This is a genomic window from Nocardia sp. NBC_01499 (assembly GCF_045040275.1).
In the GTDB taxonomy this organism is placed as follows: domain Bacteria; phylum Actinomycetota; class Actinomycetes; order Mycobacteriales; family Mycobacteriaceae; genus Nocardia.
The window spans coordinates 190362-213614 of sequence record NZ_CP109426.1; the positions used below are offsets into that span (position 1 = coordinate 190362).

Consider the following 23253-nt stretch of genomic DNA (forward strand, 5'->3'; position numbering starts at 1 on the left):
GGCGGGCGAATTGCTGCGCGGCGGCGACGAGTCAGGTGGTGGCTTGGGAGCGGGAGAGGTGGATTGCGGTGGTGCACATGATGATTACGGCCAGGGCGGTGATGGCCAGGCCGAAGGTGTTGGTGCGGAAGCGTTCGTCTAGGACGGTTACGCCGATGAAGGCCGCGGCCAGGGGTTCGGCGATGGTGACGGCGGGGAGCGAGGCCGAGAGCGGGCCCGCTTGGAATGCTCGTTGTTGCAGGTAGACGCCGGTGATTCCGGCGGCGACCAGTGCCCAGGTCTGCCAGCTGCCGAGCACGTCGGCGATGCCGTGATCGAACAGCGAGGTCACGTAGGAGGTGAGGGCGGCGGCAAGCCCGTAGAGCGAACCGCTTGCGGCACCGAGGAGCAGGGCTCGTCGGCCGGGGTCGGTGCTGCCGATGCCGACGGCCGTGGCCGCGGCGATGAGGGCGACCAGGATGAGGAGCGGGATCAGCCAATCATGGAGTGGCGCATTGGTATTCCCCTCGGAAGGGTTGCCGACGAGGAGGAAACAGGCGAGTGCCGCGGTGAGTGCGAGTGCGGTTGCCCAGGTGCGTGCGGTGATGGTGCGGCCGTTGAGTCTGGCCGCCAACGGGAGCGCGAATACCAACGCGCTCACCAGGATTGGTTGGACAAGCAGGACCGCGCCTAATGCGAGCGCGGCGACCTGCATCCCGTATCCGCCGATATCGCCGACTATCCCGGCCCACCATCGCGGATTGCGCAGCAGTGCCCGGACGAGCGAATCACCCTCGGGGACCGCGGCGGCCGCCTGCTGTTGCGCGACGGCCGCCACCGCGAAGAACAGGGCGGCCAACAGCGCGCAGGCAATAGCGCCCACTGGATGGTTGGACACGAGCGTTAGTTTGCCCCACGATTGCGAGTCCCCGGCGCGTGCTCCGGGCGCACGGCGCGTCGCCGAGCATTCCCGGGCGTGTCGCCGCCACCGGAGCGCCCGGTGGAACCGGAGGTGGAACCCGCTGAGCGACCAGCGAATCCGGACGCACCACCACTGTGGCCCGACTTCGCCGTTCCCGCGTTGCCGCCGGAACTTGCCGATCCTGCGGCGCGGCCGGAGTTCGCTGAGCGCCCGGCGAATCCGGACGCGCCACCACCACTACGGCCGGAGCTTGCCGATCCTGCGTTGCGGCTCGAGTCCGCCGACCCTGCGGCGCGGCCGGAGCTTCCCGATCCTGCCGCGCGACCGGAACCCCGCGCACCGCCGGTGCCGGTTCCGACCTTCGCCGAACCCGCCCCGCGACCACCCGCACCGGCCCGACTCGACGGACCCGCATCACGCGAGGATCCCTTGACCGAACCATCCTTGCGACGCTCACTCGCCGAAGCCTCGGCCCGCACCGGAGCACCCCCGCCGCGAGTCTCCGTCGACCGCCGCCCCGACCCGCCGCGCCGCCGACCGGTGCCCGCCTTCGAATTCCCTTCCGCCTCAGGCTGTTTCGGCGGTGCGGGCGCGGCCACCGGAACCCCGGACGGCTGCCGAGCGCCGGTGATCTCGATCAACCGACGATCCCCAGGCCGCACCTCGATACCAACGATCTCGACCCCCGCCTTACGGGTCATCGCCTCGACCTCGCGCCGTTCCTCGTCCATCACCAGCGTGACGACGACACCGTCCTCACCCGCCCGCGCGGTCCGCCCGGCGCGATGCAGATAAGCCTTGGACTCCGCAGGCGGATCAACGTGCACCACAAGGGAAATGTTGTCGACGTGAATACCGCGCGCCGCCACATCGGTGGTGACCAACACCGGAATCGACCCGTCGGCGAAGGCCGCCAGCGTGCGGGTCCGGTTGTTCTGCGCTTTGCCGCCGTGCAGCGCGCCGGTCGCGATGCCCGCTCCGCGTAGCTGTTTGGCCAACCGGTCGGCGCCGTGCTTGGTGCGCACGAACATGATGGTGAGCCCGTCGCGCGCGGCGATCTCGGCGGCGACGGTCCGCTTGGCCATCTTGTCGCGCACGTAGAGCAGGTGGTGGGTCATCGTCGCGACCGACGCGGACGCGGGCGCGGTGGAGTGGGTGACGGGGGAGCGCAGGTAACGCTTGACGAGCTTGTCCACCTCGCCGTCCAGGGTGGCCGAGAACAGCAGGCGCTGACCATCTTTCGGTGTCTGGTCGAGCAGCTTGGTGACCTGCGGCAGGAAGCCCATGTCGGCCATGTGATCGGCCTCGTCCAGCGCGGTGATCCGCACATCGCCCAGCGCCGCCGAACCCTGCGCGATCAGATCGGCGAGTCGTCCCGGCGTGGCGATGAGCAGGTCGACGCCGCGCGCGAGCCGTTCGGCCTGTCGCCGGATCGGCGCGCCGCCGACCACGGACGCGACCCGCAGACCGACCGCGAGCGCGGGCGTGTCGAGGGCGCGTTCGATCTGCGCGGCCAGTTCGCGGGTCGGCACCAGCACCAGACCGCGCGGCCTACCCGGTTTGGTCGCCCCGCTGGCGAGCCGGGCCAGCATCGGCAGCCCGAAGGCGAGGGTCTTGCCGGACCCGGTCGGTCCTCGGCCGAGCACGTCCTTGCCTGCGAGCGCGTCCGGCACCGTCGCGGCCTGGATCGGGAACGGCGCCTCGATGCCGTCGTTGCGCAGTGCTTGCACGAGCACGGCGGGCAGGCCCAGGTCCATGAAGGTGACGGTGGGCGCCGCGGCGACGGGCGTCGAGGGGGTCACGGGTGGTGTGTGCCTTTCGTAAGACGACGCGCTCGGGCTCGTACAACGCGCTGTTCGGTGGATCGGGGCGGTGACCGGTCCGGTGCACCGCGCGCTGCGACCAGCATCAGGGAGGCAGCGGGAAAAGGCGATGAGGCCGGCCGGGTGGCAGGCCAAGTGTTCAGGATACGTCCTATGACTGTCTAGCCGCGGAACAGTCGGCCCAGTTCAACCAGCCAGGGCACCGCGACGGCCATCGTCGGTACGACGAGGATGGCGGCCGAACCGAGGTAGGCGGCGCTGGCGATCCGAACGTCACCGATCCGCCCGGTGAGGCGCTGGATGCGGATCAGGGTGGTCGGCCCGCCCGCGGCGAGCGCACCCTGTGGCGCGGTGGATTTCGAGCAGGCGACGAGCGCGCGGGCCAGCGGCTTCGGCCCGGTCACCTTCACCGCGGAATCGTCGGCGAGCAATTCGATCAGCAGTTTCACCGAACCGAGCGCCGCCTTGCTTCGCACAAATCGCGGAAACGCTTCGTGCACAGCGGTAAACGCCTCGAGCACGAGGTCGTGCCTGGCCCGTAGGTGCGAGCGCTCATGGCTGACGATCGCGGTGATCTCGGCGTCGTCGAGGTTGGTGAGCGTGCCCTCGCTGATCACCACGCGCTGCCGCAGACCGGGCAGGCAGTAGGCGATCGGCTCGGTCGCGGCGAGCACCCGGATATCGGAGGCGCGGCGGCGCGGGCCGCTCTGATCGAGCAGGTCGACCAGCATCCGATGCCTGGCCCGCCGCCGTCGCGTATGCACGCCGACCCGCACGATCGCGTAGCAGAGCCGCGCGCCGACCAGCAGCGTCAACGTGAACACCAAGACATAGGCCAGCCACAGCGGCAGTCCGAGCGCGTCGATCTCGCGGGTGGGTTGCGTGGTCGGCCGACCGTCGAGGCCGGGCACCAGCAGTTCCGCGGCGATGGCAAGTCCGGAGCCGAACGCGCTGAGCACGGCGGCCAGCGCGATGGCCTGCCACAGCACCAATGCTGCGCGGGGCGTCCGGTATGTCCAGGTCGCCCGGCTGAGCAGGGCCGGGGCAGGCCCCGCGAGAAGCAATGCGAGACCGGCGAATACCGGCGCGGTTGCGTTCATCGACTCAGCTCACTGCGTTGGGGGCAAGGTCGCGAGGAGTCTACTGCGGTGGCGGTGTGTCCTCGGTTGCTTCGAGCTTAGCGAGTGCCTCCCGCAATGCGTCAGCCTCATCCTTGCCGACCTGTTCAACAAAGTGCACCAGCGCGGCGGCGCGGCTGCCCGCGGCGTCGGCCTGTTGCAGTGCGTCCACCATAAGGCTGGCGACCAATTCATCCCGGGTGTGCACCGGCGCGTAGCGATGAGCACGGTCGTCACGCTGCTGGACCACGAGGTTCTTCTTCGCGAGTCGTTGCAGCACCGTCATCACCGTGGTGTACGCGAGCTCGCGGCGTGCGGCCAATGCCTCGTGCACCTGCCGGACCGTCTGCGGTTCATCGGTCGACCACAACTGGTCCATGACCGCCTTCTCGAGTTCACCAAGTCCTGCCATCCCACAATTTTACGGACTCAACGACGCGCATGCGTACTACAGGGTGTCGTAACTATGGAATAGCTGGTGTGTCATTTGTCATACGGGCGCGGATTCGGGCATGACGGGCCCGCCTGCCTTGCCGAGAACGTGGCGCGTACCGATCGGAACAATCATCGGCCGACCCGACACCGGATCCTGCAAAACCGAGGCGTCGAGGTCGAAAACCTCGCGCAGCAGCGCGACAGTGATGATGTCGCCGGGACGGCCCTGCGCGATGATCCGTCCCTCGCGCATGACGATCAGCTCGTCGCTGTAGCGGATCGCCAGATTGAGGTCGTGCAGCACCATCACCACGGTGCGGCCGAGCTCGGCATGCAACCGGTCGACCAGGTCGAGCACGTCGACCGCGTGCGCGAGGTCGAGGTAGGTGGTCGGCTCGTCGAGCAGCAGGATGTCGGTACCCTGCGCCAAGGCCATGGAGATCCAGGCGCGCTGGCGTTGGCCGCCGGACAGTTCATCGAGCGCGCGGTCGGCCAGGTCCTCGATGCCGGTCTGCGCGAGCGCGGACAGTACCTCGTCCTCGTCGGCGGCCGACCACTGCTGAAACCACGACTGATGCGGATGACGGCCACGCGCGACGAGATCGGCGACGGTGAGGCCCTCCGGCGCGACCGGTGCCTGCGGCAGCATGCCGATCACCCTGGCCACGTCCTTGGTCTTCATCGTCGAAATGGCCTTGCCGTCCAACAACACTCGCCCGTGCTGCGGGCGAAGCAGGCGGCCCAGCGAGCGCAGCAGCGTGGATTTGCCGCAGCCGTTGGGGCCGATCACCGTGGTGATCACGCCGGGCGCGATGTCGAGCGAGAGTCCGTCGATGATCACGCGGTCGCCATAGGCGAGCTTGACGTCGTCGGCGGCGAGCCGGGTCGGCTCCGCATTGGTCGCAGCGTCTGTGGTCATGACAACGTCGCCTTCCGATTCATTCGCACGAGCAGGTAGAGCAGGAACGGTCCGCCGAACGCCGCGGTCACGATGCCGACCGGCAGATCCGCCGGAAACAGCGAGCGCGACGCGACATCCGCGCCGACCACCAGGATGGCACCGATGAGCGCCGACCCGATGAGTGGTTCGCCAGGGGTGCGCAGCAGCCGCCGCGCGATCTGCGGCGCGGACAGCGCGACAAAACTCACCGGGCCGACCGCCGCGGTCGCCACCGAGGCGCCGATCACCGCCGCGCCGATCAGGATCGCCTGCTGGGTCTGGATCCGCACGCCGAGCGAGCGGGTGGTGTCGGCGCCGAGGCGCAGCGCGGCAAGCGTGCGGGCCGAGCCGAGCGCGACCACCACCACGACGGCCAACGCGAATGCCGCTGGGAGCACACCGGATCGGTCGGCGTTGTTCAGTGATCCGTTGAGCCACAACTGCGCTCGCTGCGCGTCCTGCAGGGTCGCGCGGGTGAGCAACCAGCTGATGCCCGCCAGCAGCAACGCGTTCAGGCCGACACCGATCAGGACCAGTCGCAAACCGGTGACACCCCGGTCCCCGGTTGGGCTGCGTCCCCAGGCCAGCAGGTAGATCGCCGCTGCCGTGAGCAAGCCGCCCACCAGCGCGGCCAATGGCGCGCCGATGGTCGCGAGCATGCCGGTTCCGCCACCGCCGACGACCACCGCGACCGCGCCGAGGCTGGCGCCGGAGGTGATGCCGAGCATGTCCGGCGCGGCGAGGGGGTTGTGCAGGATGGACTGGGTGATCGCCCCCGCGATGCCGAGCGCGGCGCCGACCACCAACGCGGTCAGTGCCCGCGGCAGCCGCGAGTCGAGCACGATGAACCGCTGAGATCTGGTTCCGCCGCCGGTCAGCACGTCCAGCACGCGGCCGAGCGGGATATGCGATTCACCGGTGGCGATGTCGAGACAGAACAACAGCAGCAACGCCGCGGCCAGCGCGACGACGATGACCACTAGCACCGGACGCAACACCATCGACACCGGCCCGACCCGCAGTGCGGGCCGAACGCCCTCGGTCTTCAACGAGAGTGTCACAGGCTCACCAACTTTCGACGCCGCACGAAAACGATGAAGAACGGCGCGCCGACCGCGGCCAGCATCACACCGACCTGCAGCTCACCCGGCCTGGCCACCACGCGTCCGATGATGTCGGCGATCAGCAGCAGCAATGCGCCGAACAATCCCGAATACGGAACCAGCCAGCGATAGTCCGGCCCGGTGATAACGCGCGCGAGATGCGGCACCACCAGCCCGAGGAACGCGATCGGCCCGACCGCCGCGGTCGCCGCGCCGGACAGCAGCACGATCGCGGCCAGCCCGAGCGCGCGACTGCGCCCGACATTCACCCCGAGCCCGCGCGCGATATCGTCGCCGAGACTGAGCAGGTTCAACCCGGGCGAGGCGATGAACGCGAGCAGCACCCCGAACGCCAGGAATGGCAGTATCTGCCATAACACCGCGGCATCGCGGCCGGCGACCGTGCCGACGACCCAGAACCGGTAGGTGTCCAGCGCCGCGGGATCAAGCAGCACAATGGCATTCGTCATCGCCTGCAAAAACGCACTGACTGCCGCACCGGCCAGCACCAGGCTCAGCGGACTCGCCTTCCCGCCGCCGATGGACGACGCGGCGAACACCACGACCCCCGCGATCAGCGCTCCGGCGAAGGCGAACCAGATGTACTGCTCCGGGGTGGTCAACGCGAACAAGTAGATGCTCAGCGCCGCGAGAAATGCCGCGCCCGAGTTCAATCCGAGTAGCCCCGCGTCGGCGAGTGGGTTGCGCGTGTAGCCCTGGATCAGCGCGCCCGCGATGCCGAGTGCAAGTCCGGTGACCAATGCCAGTGCCGTGCGAGGTAGTCGAAGTCCACGTACGATCTCCTCTGCGGTGGATCCGGCCGGGCAGTTGAACGGCCCGCCCTGACAGGTGAGCGCGTGGTGCACAGCGTCGTAGACGGTGCCCGGCGCCAGCGATCTGGTGCCGATCGCGATGCTGGCGAGTACGGCGAGCAGGAGCAGTGCAGCCAGAGCTAACAAACCGTTAAGTTGGCGCCACCGTGCGTTGCTTACCCTGGTCACGGTGACTAACTACTCCTGAGATTCGTTGTAGCAGAGAACTTGTTGGTCTGGTAAGCCTAACCTATCTTGCGGTACCTACCGCTATGGCCAAATCCTCGAGGAGGTTCAATGCCCGAGCTCATGACCACCTGCCCGCCGCGCCATGCCCATATGGCGTTCGATCGCACATGTGACAGGTTGCGTGCGCTGCAACCTGAGCATCCGCGTGTGTATGCGGTGGCGGCGATGGTCGAGCAGGGCAAGCGCCGATGGTGGCGGCTGGCCGACGGGGTGCGCGAGGGGCGCATCGAACGGATGTATCGCAGGCATGCCGCGGAGATGATCCGCGCCGATGTCGCCGCGGAGGTGGTGGCGACCGCGCTGATCCACGCGGTGGTCGGCCGGGTGATCGCGCTGCTGGTCGCCGAGGGCCGGGCCTGGGATCCCGGCCTGGAGAACCTGTGGATCCACACCGACAACGACGGCGGCATCGACTGGGCGGGCCTGGGCGACACCACCATTCGCGTACTCGACGGCGATCCGCTCGCTGAGGAGTCCGGCGCGGTGAGCCTGCCGTGCGAGGGTGCGATGTATGTCTGGCTCGCGCATCGCTGCGAGCCCTCGCTCACGCTGATCCAGTCGAGCATGGCCCGCTACTCGGGGCTCAGCGCACGCCGATTCTGGTTGCTGGTCGGTGAATCCATCGCGGGCGCCTCGACCTACGTGCCGGACCTGGCCGGGACCGACGCGGTGGTCGGTACTCGCCGTGGTCAAGGCCTCTTGGCTGCCTTGGAGCAGCGCGGATTACCGGTCCGTCGCGCGACGGCCTTGCTAAGTTAGGTAAGCCTGACCTATACTCATAACCGGCGTTAGGATTGGTCGAGAGTCCCGAGGGCTGCGGTGACCCCCGATCCATTGCCGCGATGGGCTCCACTTCTAGCGGTGGAGCCCATCGCTTTGTCTTCAGGCGAGTAGGTAAGTGAGCCAGCGGTAATCGGCCGCGCGCGTTGTGCAAAAGTGGACCGCATGACAGAGCAGGAAACCCGGGCCGAGGATTGGCTGGCGACGATCACGCCGGAGCAGATGACGAAGGTCAGCGAAGGCACCTTCACCGACCTGATCGGACTGCGCTACACCGAGATAAGCCAGGACCGGGTGCGCGGCGAGTGGACCGTCAAGCCGCATCTGTACCAGCCCGCCGGTATTCAGAACGGCGGCGTGTACTCCACCGTCATCGAAACGCTCGCCAGTGTCGCCGGCGGAGTCTGGTACGGCGCCAAGGGCTCGGTCGTCGGGGTGAACAACAACACCGATTTCCTGCGCGCGGTCCGCGACGGCAACCTCTACGGCGAGGCGACCCCGATCCATCGCGGCAGGCTGCAGCAGCTGTGGCAGGTGGTGATCACCGACGAGCAGAAACGGGTGGTCGCGCGCGGCCAGGTCCGTCTGCAGAACCTGCCGAACTGAGGCTGAGCGGGCGCTCGTCCCGCGACGCCGGAACGGGCGTGCCAGAATGACCGTCACCCATCCACCCCGACCCGGTGAGGAGCCCGGATGCGACTGTCGCCGCACGAGCAGGAACGACTGCTGCTGAGCTACGCGGCCGAGCTGGCTCGGCGCAGGCAGGCGCGCGGACTCAAGCTGAACCATCCGGAGGCGGTGGCGCTGATCAGCGACCACGTGCTCGAAGGCGCACGCGACGGTCGCTCGGTCGCCGAGCTGATGTCTTCTGGCCGAACGGTTCTCCGGCGCGCCGACGTGATGGAGGGTGTGCCGGAGATGATCGACGACGTCCAGATCGAGGCCACTTTCCCGGATGGCACCAAGCTGGTCACCGTCCACCATCCGATCGGCTAGGAGGACTGGATGAGCGATCGCTGCGAAGCCGCCGAGAGGTCGCGGGGCACCGAAGGTCGTGACGAATGGGTGCGCACGGCATGATTCCCGGCGAATACCTTTGTGCTGAAGGCACTATCGAGCTGAACGCCGGTGCCGATCGAATCGAACTCGACGTGGTCAACACCGGCGACCGTCCCGTCCAGGTCGGCAGCCACGTGCACTTCCCGCAGTCCAACGCCGCGCTTGACTTCGACCGCGCCGCCGCGCACGGCCACCGCCTCGACATCCCGGCGGGCACCGCGGTCCGTTTCGAACCCGGACTGGCGCAACGCGTTTCGCTGGTCCCCCTGGGCGGCACCCGCGAGGTATACGGCATCAGCCTGACACCGCCCGGCCGCCTGGACGAGAGTTGAGCCGCACCACTCTTGATGTCCCGCACCTGAAGTCGCATGCGATTGCCGGTGCGGGACATCAAGAGGCGTGCGGCAATCCGCTGACCCTGGAGGGTGCACGATGAGTGAGTTGAGCCGCGCCCGGTACGCGGAGCTGTTCGGGCCGACCACCGGTGACCGAATTCGACTGGCCGACACCGATTTGTTCGTCGAGATCACCGAAGACCGCAGCGGCGGACCGGGACTCGCGGGCGAGGAGGCGGTCTTCGGCGGCGGCAAGGTGCTGCGCGAATCGATGGGCCAGTCCCGCGCGACCCGCGCCGACGGCGCCCCTGACACCGTGATCACCGGCGCGGTGATCATCGACCACTGGGGAATCATCAAGGCCGACATCGGCATTCGCGACGGCCGCGTCTGCGCCATCGGCAAGGCTGGCAATCCCGACACCATGAACGGGGTGCACCCCGACCTGGTGGTCGGCCCGTCCACCGAGATCATCGCGGGCAACGGGCGCATCCTCACCGCGGGCGCCATCGACTGTCACGTGCACTTCATCTGTCCACAGTTGATGGACGAGGCGCTCGGCGGCGGCATCACCACCCTGATCGGCGGCGGCACCGGTCCGGCCGAGGGCAGCAAGGCGACCACCGTCACGCCAGGTTCCTGGCACCTGGCCCGGATGCTCGAGGCCACCGACGGCTGGCCGATGAACATCGTGCTGCTCGGCAAGGGCAACACGGTCAGCGCCGAGGCCATGTGGGAGCAATTGCGCGGCGGCGCGGCGGGTTTCAAGCTGCACGAGGACTGGGGCTCCACCCCGGCCGCGATCGACGCCTGCCTCACCGTCGCCGACGCGGCGGGCGTCCAGGTGGCTCTGCACTCGGACACGTTGAACGAGGCCGGTTTCGTCGAGGACACCCTCGGCGCCATCGCGGGCCGCGGCATCCACGCCTATCACACCGAGGGCGCGGGCGGCGGGCATGCGCCCGACATCATCACTGTCGCAGCACATCTCAACGTGCTGCCCAGTTCGACCAACCCGACCCGCCCGCACACCGTCAACACCCTCGACGAGCACCTCGACATGCTCATGGTGTGCCATCATCTGAGCGCGTCCATCCCGGAGGACCTCGCGTTCGCGGAGAGCCGGATCCGCCCGTCCACCATCGCGGCCGAGGATCTGCTGCACGACCTCGGCGCGATCTCGATGATCGGCAGCGACTCCCAGGCGATGGGCCGCATCGGCGAGGTGGTCATGCGCACCTGGCAGACCGCGCACGTGATGAAGCGCCGCCGCGGCGCGCTGCCCGGCGACGGCCCCGCCGACAACGCCAGGGTCCAGCGCTACATCGCCAAATACACCATCTGTCCGGCCGTCGCGCACGGCCTCGACCACGAGATCGGTTCGGTCGAGGTCGGCAAGCTCGCCGACCTGGTGCTGTGGGAGCCCGCGTTCTTCGGCGTCCGCCCGCATGCGGTGCTCAAGGGCGGCGCGATCGCCTGGGCCGCGATGGGTGACGCCAACGCCTCCATCCCGACCCCGCAGCCGGTGCTGCCCCGACCCATGTTCGGCGCCGCCCCGCTCGTCGCGGCCGCCACTTCGCTGCACTTCGTCTCCGAGCAGGCCATCGACGACGGCCTCGCCGACCGGCTGCGGATCAACCGAAAACTGGCCCCGGTCAAGAACGTTCGCGATCGCAAGAAGACCGACATGCCGCACAACGACGCCATGCCGCGCATCGAGGTCGATCCGGACACCTTCACCGTCCGCATCGACGGCGAGGTCTGGACCGAGCAGCCCGCCACCGAACTCCCGATGGCGCAGCGCTATTTCCTGTTCTGAGCGCTACGGCGACAGGTCGACCATCATCGTGGCCAGCTGCAAAGAAGCCGCGCACGGATCGAGGTCTGTTGTGCGCGAACGATTCTGGACGCGCCAGGTGATGGCGCCGTTGGCGGCCGCGGTGACCGCGCAGTCGCCGGGGTCGTGCGGGTTGCGGATGTAGAACGCGGTCGCGGTGACCGTGCCGAGGACGTGCTTGGTGATCACCATGTGCTCGGTCTGGAAACCGTCGGACCTGGCGCGGTCCCACAGCTGCTGCAGCGAGTCCTGCGCGGAGTAGGTGAAGCTGACGGTCGCGTCGCCGTCGCCGACCTGTGCCTCCCAGTAGCAGACCTGGGGGGAGTGGTGGGTGGTCAGGCTGTCGGCGCGGACGGCGTCACTGATCTGCTGTTGGGTCACCGGCGCGCAGTCGGCATACGGATTCACCGGCGCCGCAGGGGCGGCGTCCGGCGTGCTCGCGCTGCTGCATCCCGTCACCAATCCGGCCAGGGCAATAACGGCAAGTCCGGCATTACGGACAGAGAACGGGTTCATCACCGCTCCCTTTCTGGATCATTAACGGGTCAGACCAGGTCACGGTACCCAGCGATCGGGCGACACGCGACCTGAGCAGGCGCGATCTTGCTCTCAGTCGGTCAGGCCGTCGGGCAGCCGACCGCCATGCAGCCGGTGATGACGGAAGGCGAGGCGGACGATGTCGGCGATGCCGGGATCGGCGATCGTGTAGACATTGCGCCGACCTTCTTTGCGGACATGAACCAGACCGGCGAGTCTCAGCTTCGCGAGGTGCTGGCTGACCGCGGGCACGGTTTGGCCGATCTCGGCGGCCAGTGAACCGACGTCGCGTTCGCCCTGACTGAGCAACCAGAGGATCTGCAGCCGGGCGGTGGCCGCGAGCATGCTGAAAACCGTTGCCGCGTCATGTAGTTGAGTCACCGGGAGGGGGCCCGGCTCGTCGTGCTCGGTCATGTCGCGCCTCCAACAAGGAGCGCTCGCGAGCGCGAATGCGCGAGGCCACCTTTCCGTAGCGTGGCACGGAGTCGAATACTTGCGCAACTGATTGACGAACGGACAGTGGCGGGTTTCTAATGATGGGTGCGCAATTCTGCGTAGATGAGCAACCAACGAAGCGGGGTGAGCGGCTGATGCCGGTTGACAGTATCGACGTCTCTAGCCGGACCGCCTTAGCGAAACGGGTTGTGCCGGTTCGTCGTTGATCTGCCCGCGCGATCCGTGGCCGAGCTGAGCGGCCGGCCGATCGCCTGACGCGGCACCAATTCTCAACATTCTTCGATCCCGTTGGGCCGACGCGCACAGCGTCGGCTCGTGTAGTCGGTGCGACCGTCCCGAACGGCCGCACCGATGTTCGGGCGCGGCCGCCTGCTGTGCGCGCCCGGACACCAGGCCCGCGCGGTAGGCGGGCGCTGTCACCACCAGACGCTACTCACCACCAGATGCTACGAAGTATTGGAGTTCCGCCATGGCGATCATGTTCAAGAAGGCCGAAACACCGCACCGCGCACCGAATCTGGAGCGTCAGTCGATCTGGTTCACCGTCGGTCTCTACCTGCTGATCAGCGCGGGACTGCTGACCATGCACTACGCCCACCCGCAGGCGCCCGTCGGCTCCTCGTCGGTCGCGCCCGCGCACTCGTCCTACGGTCAGTAGCGATGCGAGTCCTCCCCAGCGCCGTGACCGCCGACCGCTTCGACACCGAAGTCCTGCAGCAACATTGGATTCCGCTAGCGGCCGCCGACGCCGACACCGCCGCGGTGCTGCGCGAACGGCTCGGCGTCGACTTCGCCGCCGCACGCAACCGGGTCTGGGAGACCGACAACTTCCTCTACCTCCCGGTCGTCGCCAACTACAAGCGCGGCGACGCCATCGAACGCGAGACGATCGTCTTCGCGCTCGGCGCCGAATTCCTGGTCACGCTGCAGCCGGACGAACACTTCATCCCGTTCGACAAGGCGATCGCGAAGATGCGCCGCAACCCCACCCTCACCGGCTCCTCGCACGGCGTCATGTACGCGCTGCTGTGGGCGCTGAACGAGGCCTCCGAGCGGGTCATCTACTACGCGAGCGACGCGCTGGAGGCGATGAACGACGAGATCGAGATGGCCACCAACGGTTACGACCAGCGGGGCCGCGAGATCGGCGTCGCCGACATGCGCGGCACCATGTCGCGGATGAACGCGGCCGAGGAGATCGTCTCGCGCACCCAGGAGACCCAGCTCCAATTGGCCCGCGCCGCACGGCATCTGATGGCCGACATCAGCGTGCACAGCGCCGAGATGGAGAGCCTGCTCGCCATCCTTGTCGCCGATATCGACGGGGTGAAGCAGCACGCGGGCTTCGAGCACGACAAGGTCCGCTACCTGCAGCAGTCGGTGATGACCTGGCTCGACGTCAAACAGAATCAGATCGTCAAGGTGTTCACCATCATCACCGCGGTCTTCCTGCCGCCAACACTGATCGCCACCTTCTACGGCATGAACTTCACCTGGATGCCCGAATTGGAGTGGGAGCACGGCTTTCTCGCCACCGTCCTGATGACACTGGTGGCCGCCGTGATCCCGCTCGCCTACATCAAACGAAAGGGCTGGCTGCGCTGACGGCCGGGTACGGCCCGAACCGCGTGGCCGAGGTCGTTATTCAATATCATGACAGGCATGACGGCCGCCGGTAGCAGCTCGCCCGAGGCCGCGCGCCCGGATGCCAGGACCGAACGGTGGCGCGCGCATCGGGAGCAGGTGCGCGGCGAATTCGTGGACGCCGCGTTCCGCGCGCTCGCCGAGCACGGCCCCGACGTGAGCATGGACGACATCGCGCGGGCCGCGGGTTGCGCCAAACCCAAGCTCTACCGGCACTTCGCCGACAAGACCGATCTGTACCTGGCGATCCTGGAGCGGGTGCAGAGCATGCTGTGGGAGCGGGTGCTGGCCAGGATCAGCCTGACCACCGATTCGGTGGCCGAGCTGATCCGCACCGCCATCGCCGAGTACGTCGCCGTGGTGGAGGAACAGCCCGACGTATTTCGCTTTCTGGTGCACAGCAGGCTGGCGCAGCAGGCCGAACAGCCCGAACGTGCCATCGAGGTGGCGCAGCGGTCGGCGCTGCTCGCGGCCCAAATGATCGAGGAACGCCTCGAAGGGCAGAACGTCGACACCGGCAGCCTGGAACTGACCGCCTACGCCATCTTCGGCGCGGTCGGCTCGGCCACCGACTGGTGGCTCGGCGCCAACCGGGCCAGGGCCGAGGTGATGTCGACCGAACGGTTCACCCAGCACGTGAGCACCATCGCCAGGGGCATGCTCGACGGTGTCGCCGAGCTCAACGACCTGCCCATCGACGTGGACAAACCGGCACATCTCGCGTTCGAGTCGGAGTGAATCGCGCTCTGGCGCAAGCGTTATTGGTCGAAGGCGATGTGCACCCGGGGCGACTCCGGCAGGGTTTGGCAGGCGAGGGTTAGTCCGAGGGCGATCTCGTCGTCGATGAGCGCCTCGTTCTGCCGCATTCGGGTCTTGCCCTGTTTCACCGAGCAGACACAGGTGCCGCAGGCTGATTCGCGGCATACGTAGGGTGCGTCGATGCCGTTGTCCAGCAACACATCCAGTAGGGGAGTGTGCTTGGGCCAATCCAGGACATGGGTTTCGCCGTCGATGTCAACCTCGGCTACCGCGGTGTCGCCGAGTGGTGTTGTGGTGGACTGAGTTTCGCGGAGGGGCTCGAACGGATTCGACTGCAAGGACCGGTATTCCTCGGTGTGGATGCGGACCGCCGGTACTCGGTGAGCTGCGGCCGCCGCGCCGACAACGGCCATGAATCCAGCAGGGCCGCAGAGAAACCAGTCACGACCAGCATACGGACGCACCAGGTCCGCGACAGCTTTCGCGGTCGGCAGCCCGCGCTCCGATTCGAGCCAGTGCAGCACCTGCAACCGGCCAGGGTGACGGTCCGCCAACTCGGTGAGCGCGTCGGCGAATATCACCGACGAGCCATCCCGATTGGCATACAGCACAACGGCATTCCCGCTGCCGCCGACCATCATGGATTTGACGATCGACAAGACCGGCGTGATGCCGCTGCCCGCCGCGCACAGCAGCACATCGGTATTCAGCTCGCGCGGCCCGAACGAACCGGACGGCTCCAGCACCGTGATCAGATCACCGACGTCGACGGTGTCGCAGATCAGGTTCGACGCGTACCCGTCTGCGATCCGCTTGACCGTCACCGCGATCCGATCATCACAGTGCGGGCTGCTGCACAACGAATAGCACCTCGCCACCGAGCCGGTGCGAGCACTGGGCACCCGAAGGGTGAGGAACTGACCGGGACGGTAGCGAAACCGCTCGCTCAGCTCGTCGGGTACCTCGAACACCAGCGTGCGGGCATCGGCCGTCTCCTCGATCACCGCACCGACCTTCAGCACATGGACGCGCACATTGTCCATGCGGCCTACCTCGGCACCTCGACCGGCGCTGAAACACGCTGCGCCGCCGCCGGAGTCGCGGACACCGGATCGATCAGCCGGAGCACCCGCCGCCCGAGCCGTTCGATCCGCTCGACATCCAACGGCTGGGTGATCCGCCGATTCACGCCCGGCGCGATCCGCAGCATGAAGTACCCCAACCACGCCTCGGCCCGAACCGGCACCACGGCAAGGTCGTAACGCACCGCCCGCTCCGCCGCCCGCGCGACCAGATCCGGACTCATCGGCGAGAACGGCAGTTTCGCCGCTACCTCCTGCACTCGCCGCGCCAGCTCCTTACCGCGCGCGACCAAGTCCTGGTCGACACCAACGGTGACGGCGTGCTCGCCGATATTGGTGTTGATCACGCCGGGACAGATCGCGCTGACCCCGATTCCCTTGGGCCCGAACTCGAGTCGCAGGCACTCGGTGAGCATCTTCACCCCGGCCTTGGACACCGAATACGCCGACATCACCGGCGTCGGCGTGAACGCGGCCGCCGACGCGATATTCACGATGTGGCCGCGCTTGCGGTCGTCGATCATCTGCTGCCCGAACACCCGGCACCCGTGCACCACGCCGAGCAGGTTCACGCTCAGCTGACGATCCCAGTCGGCGGGCGTGAGATCCACGAACGCGCCGCTGACCAGCATGCCCGCATTGTTGACCAGCACATCCGGTACGCCGTAATCCGCGAGCACATCCCGGCCGAAGGCTTCCCACGCCTTCGGATCGGTCACATCGAGCCGTGCCGCAGAGGCGCGCTGACCGCGGGCGTGGATCATCGCCTCGGTCGCCAACGCGGAATCCAGATCCAGATCGGAGACCACGACGTGCGCGCCCGCCTTGGCGAACCGGATCGCGATGGCCCGGCCGATGCCACTGCCCGCACCGGTCACCACCACCAGTTCGGGGTGGATATTGGTGAGTTTCATACGGATTCCTCGAGGATCGCGCCGGTCCGCGGTGCCGGAACGGACTGCCGGTAGTGATAGTCGTCGAGATCGAAATGCCGGTTCTGCCAATACATCTCGCCATGCGTGGACGGCCGGAACGGTGAATCGCCGTGGCTGTTGATGTAATAGGTGTTCGACCCGTCGCAGGCCGAGGTGAACAGGAAGTTCTTCTCCTGGCGGCGCAGGCATGTGGCGAAGTACTCGTCGTGGGCCCGCTGGCTGATCTCGCACACGCTCGCGCCGCGCCGCTTGGTCTCGGCGATGGCCCGGCTCAGGTGCGCGGCCGTGGCCTCGATCATCCAGATGTAAGAGCCGAGCACGAAACCGTAAGGGCCGGTGATGGTGAACATATTCGGGAAGCCGGGCACCGAGACGCCGTGGTAGGCCTGGAACCGGCAACGGTCCCAGAACTCGCCGAGATCGAGCCCGTCGCGCCCGGTCACCGGGAACGGCGGTATCGAATCCCTTTCCCACAGTTTGAATCCCGTGGCGCAGATCAGCACGTCGACCGGATGCTCAACTCCGTCCTCGGTGGTGATGCCGTGCGCACCGATGAAGCCGATCGGCTCGGTGACCAGGCTGACGTCCGGACGATTGAACGTCGACAGGTAGTCGTTCGACATCGACGGCCGCTTGCAGCCGAGCCCGTAGGCCGGAATCAGCTTCTCCCGGATGACCGGATCGTGCACCTGGCCGCGCATCCAGCGCCGCGCCGGAATCTCCGCCAGCCGACGCGCGGCATCGCCGAGCCAGGTCGGACCGGCGACCATGCCGCCCATACCGATCTCGGTCGCGAGGGTACCGAGCATGCGGATACCGGAACGCACCCACGGACGCTCCAGCACCGCGCGACCGAAAGGGCCTACTGCCGCATCGGATTTCGGGAAAACCCAGATCGGCGTCCGCTGGAACACGGTCATCTGCGCCACCTCGTCGACGATGGCGGGCACCAGCTGCAACGCCGTCGCCCCGGTGCCGATCACCGCGACCCGCTTGCCCGTCAACGCGACATCGTCGTCCCACAGCGCCGTATGCATCAGAGTGCCGCCGAAGTCGTGCAGGCCAGGAATGTCTGGCATCTTCGGACGTTCCAGGCCGCCGATCGCCATCACCACATAGCGCGCGGTGAGCGTGCGGCCACCATCGGTGCCGAGCAGCCACAGACTGTCCTCTGCGTCGAACACCGCCGAGACGATCGTCGTGTTCAACCGCAGCTTCGGCCGCAGCCCGTACTTGTCGACCATCCCCTCGGCGTAATCGCGCAACTCAATGCCCGGCGCGAAGATTCGCGACCAGTCGCCGCGCTGCTCATAGGAGAAGCTGTAGATGAACGACGGAATATCCACGGCGACACCGGGATAGGTGTTGGCGTGCCAGGTGCCGCCGACCCGATCCCACTTGTCCACGATGACGAAATCGTGGATACCTTTGCGTTGCAGGGCGATCGCGGCACCGATGCCACCGAACCCCGCACCGACCACGATCACCTCGTGGTCAGGCAGCGCGGTGCTCATCGGACACGATCCACGAGAACGCCTTCGGCACCGAACAACTCGGTCTGCCACCGCTGGAGCAGGGCCGCGGTGTCCACGTCGTCGGGATGGAAGCCCGGTTTCAAATACACCTGGATCTCGCCGAGCAGGCCGCGCACGATCGGTCCGCGCACCAGCCGATAGGACTGCCGCGCGACCGTGATCGGCCGCCAGGCCGGGCGATCGGCGACGATCGAGGCGAGCACGCCGAGCCCGACCACCGGAATCGTGAAGGCATACAGTACCGACATGATCGCGATCCGCAGCCACTCCGGCCCGTCCACCGAGCGATAGACATCGAAGGCCACCGACTTGTGCTCCAACTCTTCGAGCGCGTGCCAGTTCAGCAGGTTGCGCACCTCGGGATCGCCTGCGAGCTTCTGGATTTCGGGGCTGGACAGCACCCGCGCCGCTAGCACCGCGGTGTAGTGCTCGGCGGCGGCCGTGATCGCGAGATGGGCGGCGGGCGGTGCCAGCCGCTCGGCCCGCTGCACGAGTTCGCCCTGCCTGCTGACGAACCGAGGCAGGGGATAGCCGAGCGCGAACAGCTGCTCGTTCAGTTTGCTGTGCTGCTGGCCGTGCACCGCCTCCTGCCCGATGAACGACGCGACCCGCTTTTTCAGCACCGGATCGGTGATCTGATCGGCGAATCGGCGCACCGAGCGGATGAACGATTCCTCGCCGGGTGGGAAGGCGGCCGAGAGCAGTGCCACCAGATGGCTGAGCACGATGTCGTCGCCCGCGTAGTACTTGGTCATCGGTTCCGGTTCGCCGAAGCGGAATTTCATCCGCCGCACCTTCGGATAGCCGCCCGCGCCGGTATTCTGCACGCTGGAACTCATGTGAATCTCCGTTGATTCCGGTGTTATTGAGGTGATCAGTTACTTCAGGTGATCGACGAGCGTGCCTTCGGTGCCGAAGAGCTCTTTCTGCCAGCGCTCCAACAACTCTCGCGAGTCGATGTCGTCGGGGTGGAAGCCGGGCCGCAGATACAGCACAAGCTCACGGCCGAGGCCGCGGAACACCGGGCCGCGGAACAGCGTGAACGCCTCCCTGGCCAGGCTCAGTGGGTAACGCCGCGCATCCGGGTCCCGACTGAGCGACGCGGTCAGCGTGACGGCGGTGAGGGGGAGAGTCAGCGCGACCAACGTCGCCATCGTGAGGATGCGCATCGTCTCGGTGCCGCCAACCGCGCGGTACACGTCGAAAGCCACCGACTTGTGTTCGAGTTCCTCGAAAGCATGCCAGTTCAACAGGTTTCGCACTTCGTCGTCACCGGCCAGCGCCTGGATCTCCGGGCTGGACAGCACGCGTTCGGCCAGTACCGCCGTGTAATGCTCGGCCGCCGCGGTGGCGGCCAGGTGCAGCCGGGCCGGGATGCGCTGTTCGAAGCGTTTCTGCCGCTCGACAACCGTTGGCGCGTCGAGCCATTCGATGGCATAGCCCATCGCGATCAGCTTTTCGTTGAGCCGCCGGTGCTCGTTGCCGTGCGTCGTCTCCTGCCCGATGAACCCGGCGACCCGCTTCCTGAGCACCGGATCGGTGATCTGATCGGTGAACCGGCGCACCGAGCGGATGAACGATTCCTCGCCGGGCGGGAAGCCGGCGGACAGTCCGGCGATGAAGTGGCTGAACACCATGTCACCGCCCGCGTAGTACTTCGGCATGGGTTCCGGCTCGCCGAAGCGGAATCGGATTCGCCTCGCCCTCGGGTATCCGCCGCCCGCGCGTTCCCTCGGTCGCACACTTTGCTCGGTCATCTCGCACCTCATTGAGCTCGGTACCGTCAGTATGCGGTACTACTAGTACGATACCGTCTCAGACGGATAGAGCAAGAGTTGTTCGCGATGCCGCAGGTAGCGGGAATTCCGTTGCGACTGTTCGTCAGCCGTGTCTGGTAACGCTGCGGGCCAAGTCGGTCAGCCGATGGGCGCGGGCGTTCTCGGCCGGGGTGAAGGGTTCATCGGGGCGGCTGAAGATGAGGGGGCGATCCGGCTGCCACGGCACGACCAGGGTGGTTCCGTCGAACGCGAGATCACCGTGGGCGAAGGTGCCGGGGGTGAGGTAGCGGGCGCCGAGCAGTTCGGCGATGGCGAGCGGGAGTTCGTCGGGGTCGGCTACCACGCGGGTGGCGATGCCGAGCGCCTTGGTCTGGCCGTCGATCAGGGCGAATGCCGAGGCGGGCCAGACGCGGACCGCCGATCCACCGGCGTAGGTGATCGCCGAGGAGAGGGCGTCCGGGGTGACGCCCGCCGGCGCGGCGACGACCAGTTCGTTGAGCACGCCGGATTCGAGTTGGTGCACATGGACATTGAGGATGTTCGCGCTGCGGCGAGCCAGGTGTCTGGCGAGTGCTTCGAGCTGGCCCGGGCGGTCGGCGACGCGGACCCGGATGCGCCACAGGGTCGGCGCGCGGTCGACGTCGTCGCGGCTGCGCAGCTCCGGGCCGTGCAGCCAGGCGCCGAGCATGCGCGTTGCCGAGGGCTCGACGACCCAGATGATGAGCGTGGTCGTGCTGATCGTCAGCAATAGCACGGTGAGTAAATAGGGCGGGTCATAGTGGACGACAATCGCGTGCAGCACGAGCTCGACCGGAAATACCGCCGCCAATTTGGCCAGCGTCAACCGGGCCCGGCGCGGGTGCGGCAGTCGGCCGCAAACGTCACACGCCAGAACATGTACACGATGTCGTGCTCGCATCGGACGCATGCGCACAGCGTCCGGCCCGAACGTTTCCGTTCCCGTGCCGAATGTGTAACGCCGCAGTGAAATCGAAAAGGAAAGCGCTTGAGCGGCAGTGCTTTCCGTGGTGATGCTGGACACAGGCCGGGCAGTGCGTGTTCGAGCGCACAGTTACTGGATGAGCCAGAGACATTCGCACGGTAAACGCGGAGAATCACCGTCGACGGGCTCGACCGTCGCATAGTCCGGATAGTGATGAATGTCCATGTGCGTAGCGAATCTCCGCGCGGCGGATTCGCGTGCGCGAAACGTCAATATCAGTCCGCCGAGGTGGACACGGACCTGAACGTCAGGGTCTTCGGGTTGGTGGAATTCGGGTGGATTCACCGAAGGGTCGCGCGGGTGCATTCACGGACCAGATCGATGATCGCCGCACCGGAAGGACGAAAAGAATCTCTGGGTGGAACGATCCAATCGCGAAATCCCGCTTTGGTATCCGCCGGAGAGGGGAGGGCGATCTCACCGCCCGCCCGCACCACCGTGACGTAACTGCGGAACATCTCCGCGTAAAGCTTGACATCCGCGTCGGAGATATCCGGACGCACCAGGAAAGTCCAACGCTGCGAACGTGGATGCGCGATGATCGGGCCAAGCGGCAGGTTGCGTCGCAGCATGCACGCCCTGATCCGCAGGCCGAGGTGTACCGGCATGGTGATCGCGCCGATCATCCCCGCGCGCACCGTGATTCGGCCGATCTGCGGGTGAACTCCGGCAGGTAGACCGCACGTGCGGCGGTAAAACGCGCAGCGGGATGCGGGTGTGTCTGCGAATGCCGATTCGTTCATCGTCGCGCCTCTCGTTGAGGTGCGCCCGGCTCGCGGGTGAGGCGGATGGGCTTTGGTCGGAACCCCCGCCTCGCCGGGCGCCGACACAGCAGACATCGGCAGTTATTGCAGGACAACCGAAAACGGATAATCCGGAACGATTGGCACGAAACCCAAGCACGAAATCCCAACTATCGGCGACAATCGTCCCGGGAGCGCGGGCCCCTCATCCGAAAACAGTGGTCACCGAATCCGACCAGGGGGTCACCATGCCCGACACGGGCTCCACCGTCCCGCGCCGCCAGCTCGGGCGGTATCTGCGCGAACTGCGCCAGCAATCCGGAATGACGATCGCTCAGGTCGCGCGGTTGATCGAAAGAGGGGCGACTACGCTTCAGAAGCTCGAGACTGCGCAAGCGGATCGGATCCGCGAGTGGGACATCGAGGCGATATGTCGCGTGCTCGGTGCCGATGAGACGACGACTGCCGCGCTGAAGGGGCTTGCGCAGCAAGGTAATACGAAGAGTTGGTGGCACGAATACGGCGACCTGATACCGGCGGACTTCAACGTATACGTTGGTCTGGAGTCGGCTGCCACGCGTCTGACGTCGTTTCAAGAGTTGGTTCCCGGATTGTTCCAGACGGCAGACTATGCGCGAACGCTAATTCGTGGCGTCTACCCGGCGGAGCCTGCTTCCGAGATCGCGCGCCGTCTTGAAATGAAGATGCATCGTCAAGTACTGATCACTCGGAAGACGCATCCGGTAGAAGTCGATGTCATTCTCGATGAATCGGTTCTCCATCGAGTCGTGGGTAGCCCACGGATCATGACGGCGCAGCTGCGCCGGTTGGCGGACTGGGCGACGCGGCCGAACGTCACGTTGCGGGTTCTGCCGTATTCCGCTGGAGTGCCACTCGGTGATCTGACTGGTCCGTTCACCATCTTGGACTTCGGTGCTGGCCAGCGGGATCAGTCTTCCGAGCCTTCGGTCGTCTATATCGAGAACTACACGGGGGACATGTATCACGAGGCCTGGGCAAGCGTCGACCGTTATAGATCAGCGCACGAGACCATGCGGCGGGTAGCGTTGGATCCAACGCAAAGCAAAGACCTGCTGAGGCGTGTGGCAGGTGGTAGCGAAGGAGTGCGAAGGTGACCTCTGACCTGTCCCGGGCTCGCTGGTTCAAGAGCAGTCGAAGCGGCGGCAGCAAGGACTGCGTGGAAGCCGCATTCCTTGACGGCGGTTTTGTCGGTGTTCGTGACTCCAAGAATCCGACCGGGCCAGCGCTGGTGTTCACCCCGCGTGAATGGGACTGCTTCATCGCGGGTGTCGCCGACGGAGAGTTCGAGCAGGCGTAACGACATGTAAATCCGTATGCCTCTTGAGAGACATACGGATTCGTTCCAGC

Annotated in this window: 25 protein-coding genes and 1 pseudogene; 10 read left to right on the forward strand and 16 right to left on the reverse strand. The window is 66.7% G+C overall.

Features of this window, described 5'->3' with window-relative positions:
* Positions 1-31: 31 nt before the first annotated feature.
* From OG203_RS00790 to OG203_RS00820, 7 genes and pseudogenes are all read right to left on the reverse strand, one after another.
* On the reverse strand, positions 32-877 hold the full coding sequence (locus tag OG203_RS00790; RefSeq protein ID WP_405163694.1) for a DMT family transporter: 846 nt from the start codon (positions 875-877) through the stop codon (positions 32-34).
* 392 nt (positions 878-1269) lie between these two features.
* Positions 1270-2658 (reverse strand): annotated as a pseudogene (locus OG203_RS00795) (DEAD/DEAH box helicase); the annotation flags it as partial.
* A 227-nt stretch (positions 2659-2885) separates the two neighbouring features.
* A complete protein-coding gene (locus tag OG203_RS00800) occupies positions 2886-3824 on the reverse strand; it encodes a M56 family metallopeptidase (protein ID WP_405163695.1) in 939 nt (312 codons plus the stop codon).
* Positions 3825-3864: 40 nt separating this feature from the next.
* Entirely contained in the window at positions 3865-4254 is a 390-nt protein-coding gene (locus OG203_RS00805) for a BlaI/MecI/CopY family transcriptional regulator (RefSeq protein WP_150401655.1), read from the reverse strand.
* 78 nt (positions 4255-4332) lie between these two features.
* Positions 4333-5196, reverse strand: a complete 864-nt coding sequence (locus tag OG203_RS00810; RefSeq protein ID WP_405163696.1) for an ABC transporter ATP-binding protein — start codon at positions 5194-5196, stop codon at positions 4333-4335.
* Entirely contained in the window at positions 5193-6218 is a 1026-nt protein-coding gene (locus OG203_RS00815) for a FecCD family ABC transporter permease (RefSeq protein WP_405167741.1), read from the reverse strand. Before OG203_RS00815 ends, OG203_RS00810 begins: the two co-directional genes overlap by 4 nt.
* 56 nt (positions 6219-6274) lie before the next feature.
* Positions 6275-7279, reverse strand: a complete 1005-nt coding sequence (locus OG203_RS00820) for a FecCD family ABC transporter permease (RefSeq protein WP_405163697.1) — start codon at positions 7277-7279, stop codon at positions 6275-6277.
* A 150-nt stretch (positions 7280-7429) separates the two neighbouring features.
* Here OG203_RS00820 and OG203_RS00825 point away from each other — a divergent pair, with 150 nt between their 5' ends.
* The 5 genes from OG203_RS00825 (at position 7430) to OG203_RS00845 (ending at position 11374) form a co-directional block, all read left to right on the forward strand.
* A complete protein-coding gene (locus OG203_RS00825; protein ID WP_405163698.1) occupies positions 7430-8140 on the forward strand; it encodes a hypothetical protein in 711 nt (236 codons plus the stop codon).
* Positions 8141-8326: 186 nt separating this feature from the next.
* Positions 8327-8767, forward strand: coding sequence for a PaaI family thioesterase (locus OG203_RS00830; RefSeq protein ID WP_405163699.1), 441 nt, complete (start codon positions 8327-8329; stop codon positions 8765-8767).
* 87 nt (positions 8768-8854) lie between these two features.
* Positions 8855-9157 (forward strand): urease subunit gamma, encoded by a 303-nt coding sequence (locus tag OG203_RS00835; protein WP_405163700.1) that lies wholly within the window; start codon positions 8855-8857, stop codon positions 9155-9157.
* Between the two features lie 80 nt (positions 9158-9237).
* Positions 9238-9552 carry an urease subunit beta gene (locus tag OG203_RS00840; RefSeq protein ID WP_405167742.1) on the forward strand — a complete coding sequence of 105 codons (315 nt, stop codon included), beginning with the start codon at positions 9238-9240 and terminating at the stop codon, positions 9550-9552.
* 100 nt (positions 9553-9652) lie between these two features.
* A complete protein-coding gene (locus OG203_RS00845) occupies positions 9653-11374 on the forward strand; it encodes an urease subunit alpha (RefSeq protein ID WP_405163701.1) in 1722 nt (573 codons plus the stop codon).
* Between the two features lie 3 nt (positions 11375-11377).
* Here the strand turns inward: OG203_RS00845 and OG203_RS00850 are convergent, their stop codons facing one another.
* The gene (locus tag OG203_RS00850; RefSeq protein WP_405163702.1) at positions 11378-11908 is read right to left on the reverse strand and encodes a DUF3558 family protein; all 531 of its coding nucleotides are present in this window, start codon (positions 11906-11908) and stop codon (positions 11378-11380) included.
* A 93-nt stretch (positions 11909-12001) separates the two neighbouring features.
* On the reverse strand, positions 12002-12343 hold the full coding sequence (locus tag OG203_RS00855; RefSeq protein ID WP_405163703.1) for an ArsR/SmtB family transcription factor: 342 nt from the start codon (positions 12341-12343) through the stop codon (positions 12002-12004).
* A gap of 511 nt (positions 12344-12854) precedes the next feature.
* Here OG203_RS00855 and OG203_RS00860 point away from each other — a divergent pair.
* From OG203_RS00860 to OG203_RS00870, 3 genes are read left to right on the forward strand one after another with little or no spacing between them, the layout of a single operon-like run.
* Complete coding sequence (locus tag OG203_RS00860) at positions 12855-13043, forward strand: hypothetical protein (protein WP_405163704.1); 189 nt, start codon at positions 12855-12857, stop codon at positions 13041-13043.
* Between the two features lie 2 nt (positions 13044-13045).
* A complete protein-coding gene (locus OG203_RS00865) occupies positions 13046-13990 on the forward strand; it encodes a CorA family divalent cation transporter (RefSeq protein ID WP_405163705.1) in 945 nt (314 codons plus the stop codon).
* A gap of 57 nt (positions 13991-14047) precedes the next feature.
* Complete coding sequence (locus OG203_RS00870) at positions 14048-14767, forward strand: TetR/AcrR family transcriptional regulator (RefSeq protein WP_405163706.1); 720 nt, start codon at positions 14048-14050, stop codon at positions 14765-14767.
* Positions 14768-14787: 20 nt separating this feature from the next.
* On the opposite strand, the gene OG203_RS00875 is transcribed toward OG203_RS00870, so the two are convergent.
* From OG203_RS00875 to OG203_RS00905, 7 genes are all read right to left on the reverse strand, one after another.
* A complete protein-coding gene (locus OG203_RS00875; protein ID WP_405163707.1) occupies positions 14788-15831 on the reverse strand; it encodes a 2Fe-2S iron-sulfur cluster-binding protein in 1044 nt (347 codons plus the stop codon).
* 5 nt (positions 15832-15836) lie between these two features.
* Positions 15837-16784 (reverse strand): SDR family NAD(P)-dependent oxidoreductase, encoded by a 948-nt coding sequence (locus OG203_RS00880; RefSeq protein WP_405163708.1) that lies wholly within the window; start codon positions 16782-16784, stop codon positions 15837-15839.
* Entirely contained in the window at positions 16781-18319 is a 1539-nt protein-coding gene (locus tag OG203_RS00885) for a flavin-containing monooxygenase (RefSeq protein ID WP_405163709.1), read from the reverse strand. Before OG203_RS00885 ends, OG203_RS00880 begins: the two co-directional genes overlap by 4 nt.
* On the reverse strand, positions 18316-19179 hold the full coding sequence (locus tag OG203_RS00890; protein ID WP_405163710.1) for a metal-dependent hydrolase: 864 nt from the start codon (positions 19177-19179) through the stop codon (positions 18316-18318). Before OG203_RS00890 ends, OG203_RS00885 begins: the two co-directional genes overlap by 4 nt.
* Positions 19180-19218: 39 nt before the next feature.
* Positions 19219-20097, reverse strand: coding sequence for a metal-dependent hydrolase (locus tag OG203_RS00895; protein ID WP_405163711.1), 879 nt, complete (start codon positions 20095-20097; stop codon positions 19219-19221).
* Positions 20098-20221: 124 nt separating this feature from the next.
* On the reverse strand, positions 20222-21046 hold the full coding sequence (locus OG203_RS00900; protein ID WP_405163712.1) for an amino acid-binding protein: 825 nt from the start codon (positions 21044-21046) through the stop codon (positions 20222-20224).
* 356 nt (positions 21047-21402) lie between these two features.
* On the reverse strand, positions 21403-21747 hold the full coding sequence (locus tag OG203_RS00905; RefSeq protein ID WP_405163713.1) for a hypothetical protein: 345 nt from the start codon (positions 21745-21747) through the stop codon (positions 21403-21405).
* Positions 21748-22082: 335 nt separating this feature from the next.
* Here OG203_RS00905 and OG203_RS00910 point away from each other — a divergent pair, with 335 nt between their 5' ends.
* Together OG203_RS00910 and OG203_RS00915 are read left to right on the forward strand one after the other, a co-directional pair.
* On the forward strand, positions 22083-23000 hold the full coding sequence (locus OG203_RS00910; protein ID WP_405163714.1) for a helix-turn-helix domain-containing protein: 918 nt from the start codon (positions 22083-22085) through the stop codon (positions 22998-23000).
* On the forward strand, positions 22997-23203 hold the full coding sequence (locus tag OG203_RS00915; RefSeq protein WP_405163715.1) for a DUF397 domain-containing protein: 207 nt from the start codon (positions 22997-22999) through the stop codon (positions 23201-23203). Before OG203_RS00910 ends, OG203_RS00915 begins: the two co-directional genes overlap by 4 nt.
* The last annotated feature ends 50 nt before the right edge of the window (positions 23204-23253 follow it).

Excerpts from the sequence above, each read along its gene's own strand:
- OG203_RS00800 (WP_405163695.1), bottom strand. The coding sequence starts at position 3,824 with ATGAACGCAACCGCGCCGGTATTCGCCGGTCTCGCATTGCTTCTCGCG.
- OG203_RS00805 (WP_150401655.1), bottom strand. The coding sequence starts at position 4,254 with ATGGCAGGACTTGGTGAACTCGAGAAGGCGGTCATGGACCAGTTGTGG.
- OG203_RS00810 (WP_405163696.1), bottom strand. The coding sequence starts at position 5,196 with ATGACCACAGACGCTGCGACCAATGCGGAGCCGACCCGGCTCGCCGCC.
- OG203_RS00815 (WP_405167741.1), bottom strand. The coding sequence starts at position 6,218 with ATGGTGTTGCGTCCGGTGCTAGTGGTCATCGTCGTCGCGCTGGCCGCG.
- OG203_RS00825 (WP_405163698.1), top strand. The coding sequence starts at position 7,430 with ATGCCCGAGCTCATGACCACCTGCCCGCCGCGCCATGCCCATATGGCG.
- OG203_RS00830 (WP_405163699.1), top strand. The coding sequence starts at position 8,327 with ATGACAGAGCAGGAAACCCGGGCCGAGGATTGGCTGGCGACGATCACG.
- OG203_RS00835 (WP_405163700.1), top strand. The coding sequence starts at position 8,855 with ATGCGACTGTCGCCGCACGAGCAGGAACGACTGCTGCTGAGCTACGCG.
- OG203_RS00840 (WP_405167742.1), top strand. The coding sequence starts at position 9,238 with ATGATTCCCGGCGAATACCTTTGTGCTGAAGGCACTATCGAGCTGAAC.
- OG203_RS00845 (WP_405163701.1), top strand. The coding sequence starts at position 9,653 with ATGAGTGAGTTGAGCCGCGCCCGGTACGCGGAGCTGTTCGGGCCGACC.
- OG203_RS00850 (WP_405163702.1), bottom strand. The coding sequence starts at position 11,908 with ATGAACCCGTTCTCTGTCCGTAATGCCGGACTTGCCGTTATTGCCCTG.
- OG203_RS00855 (WP_405163703.1), bottom strand. The coding sequence starts at position 12,343 with ATGACCGAGCACGACGAGCCGGGCCCCCTCCCGGTGACTCAACTACAT.
- OG203_RS00860 (WP_405163704.1), top strand. The coding sequence starts at position 12,855 with ATGGCGATCATGTTCAAGAAGGCCGAAACACCGCACCGCGCACCGAAT.
- OG203_RS00865 (WP_405163705.1), top strand. The coding sequence starts at position 13,046 with ATGCGAGTCCTCCCCAGCGCCGTGACCGCCGACCGCTTCGACACCGAA.
- OG203_RS00870 (WP_405163706.1), top strand. The coding sequence starts at position 14,048 with ATGACGGCCGCCGGTAGCAGCTCGCCCGAGGCCGCGCGCCCGGATGCC.
- OG203_RS00875 (WP_405163707.1), bottom strand. The coding sequence starts at position 15,831 with ATGGACAATGTGCGCGTCCATGTGCTGAAGGTCGGTGCGGTGATCGAG.
- OG203_RS00880 (WP_405163708.1), bottom strand. The coding sequence starts at position 16,784 with ATGAAACTCACCAATATCCACCCCGAACTGGTGGTGGTGACCGGTGCG.
- OG203_RS00885 (WP_405163709.1), bottom strand. The coding sequence starts at position 18,319 with ATGAGCACCGCGCTGCCTGACCACGAGGTGATCGTGGTCGGTGCGGGG.
- OG203_RS00890 (WP_405163710.1), bottom strand. The coding sequence starts at position 19,179 with ATGAGTTCCAGCGTGCAGAATACCGGCGCGGGCGGCTATCCGAAGGTG.
- OG203_RS00895 (WP_405163711.1), bottom strand. The coding sequence starts at position 20,097 with ATGACCGAGCAAAGTGTGCGACCGAGGGAACGCGCGGGCGGCGGATAC.
- OG203_RS00900 (WP_405163712.1), bottom strand. The coding sequence starts at position 21,046 with ATGCGTCCGATGCGAGCACGACATCGTGTACATGTTCTGGCGTGTGAC.
- OG203_RS00905 (WP_405163713.1), bottom strand. The coding sequence starts at position 21,747 with ATGATCGGCGCGATCACCATGCCGGTACACCTCGGCCTGCGGATCAGG.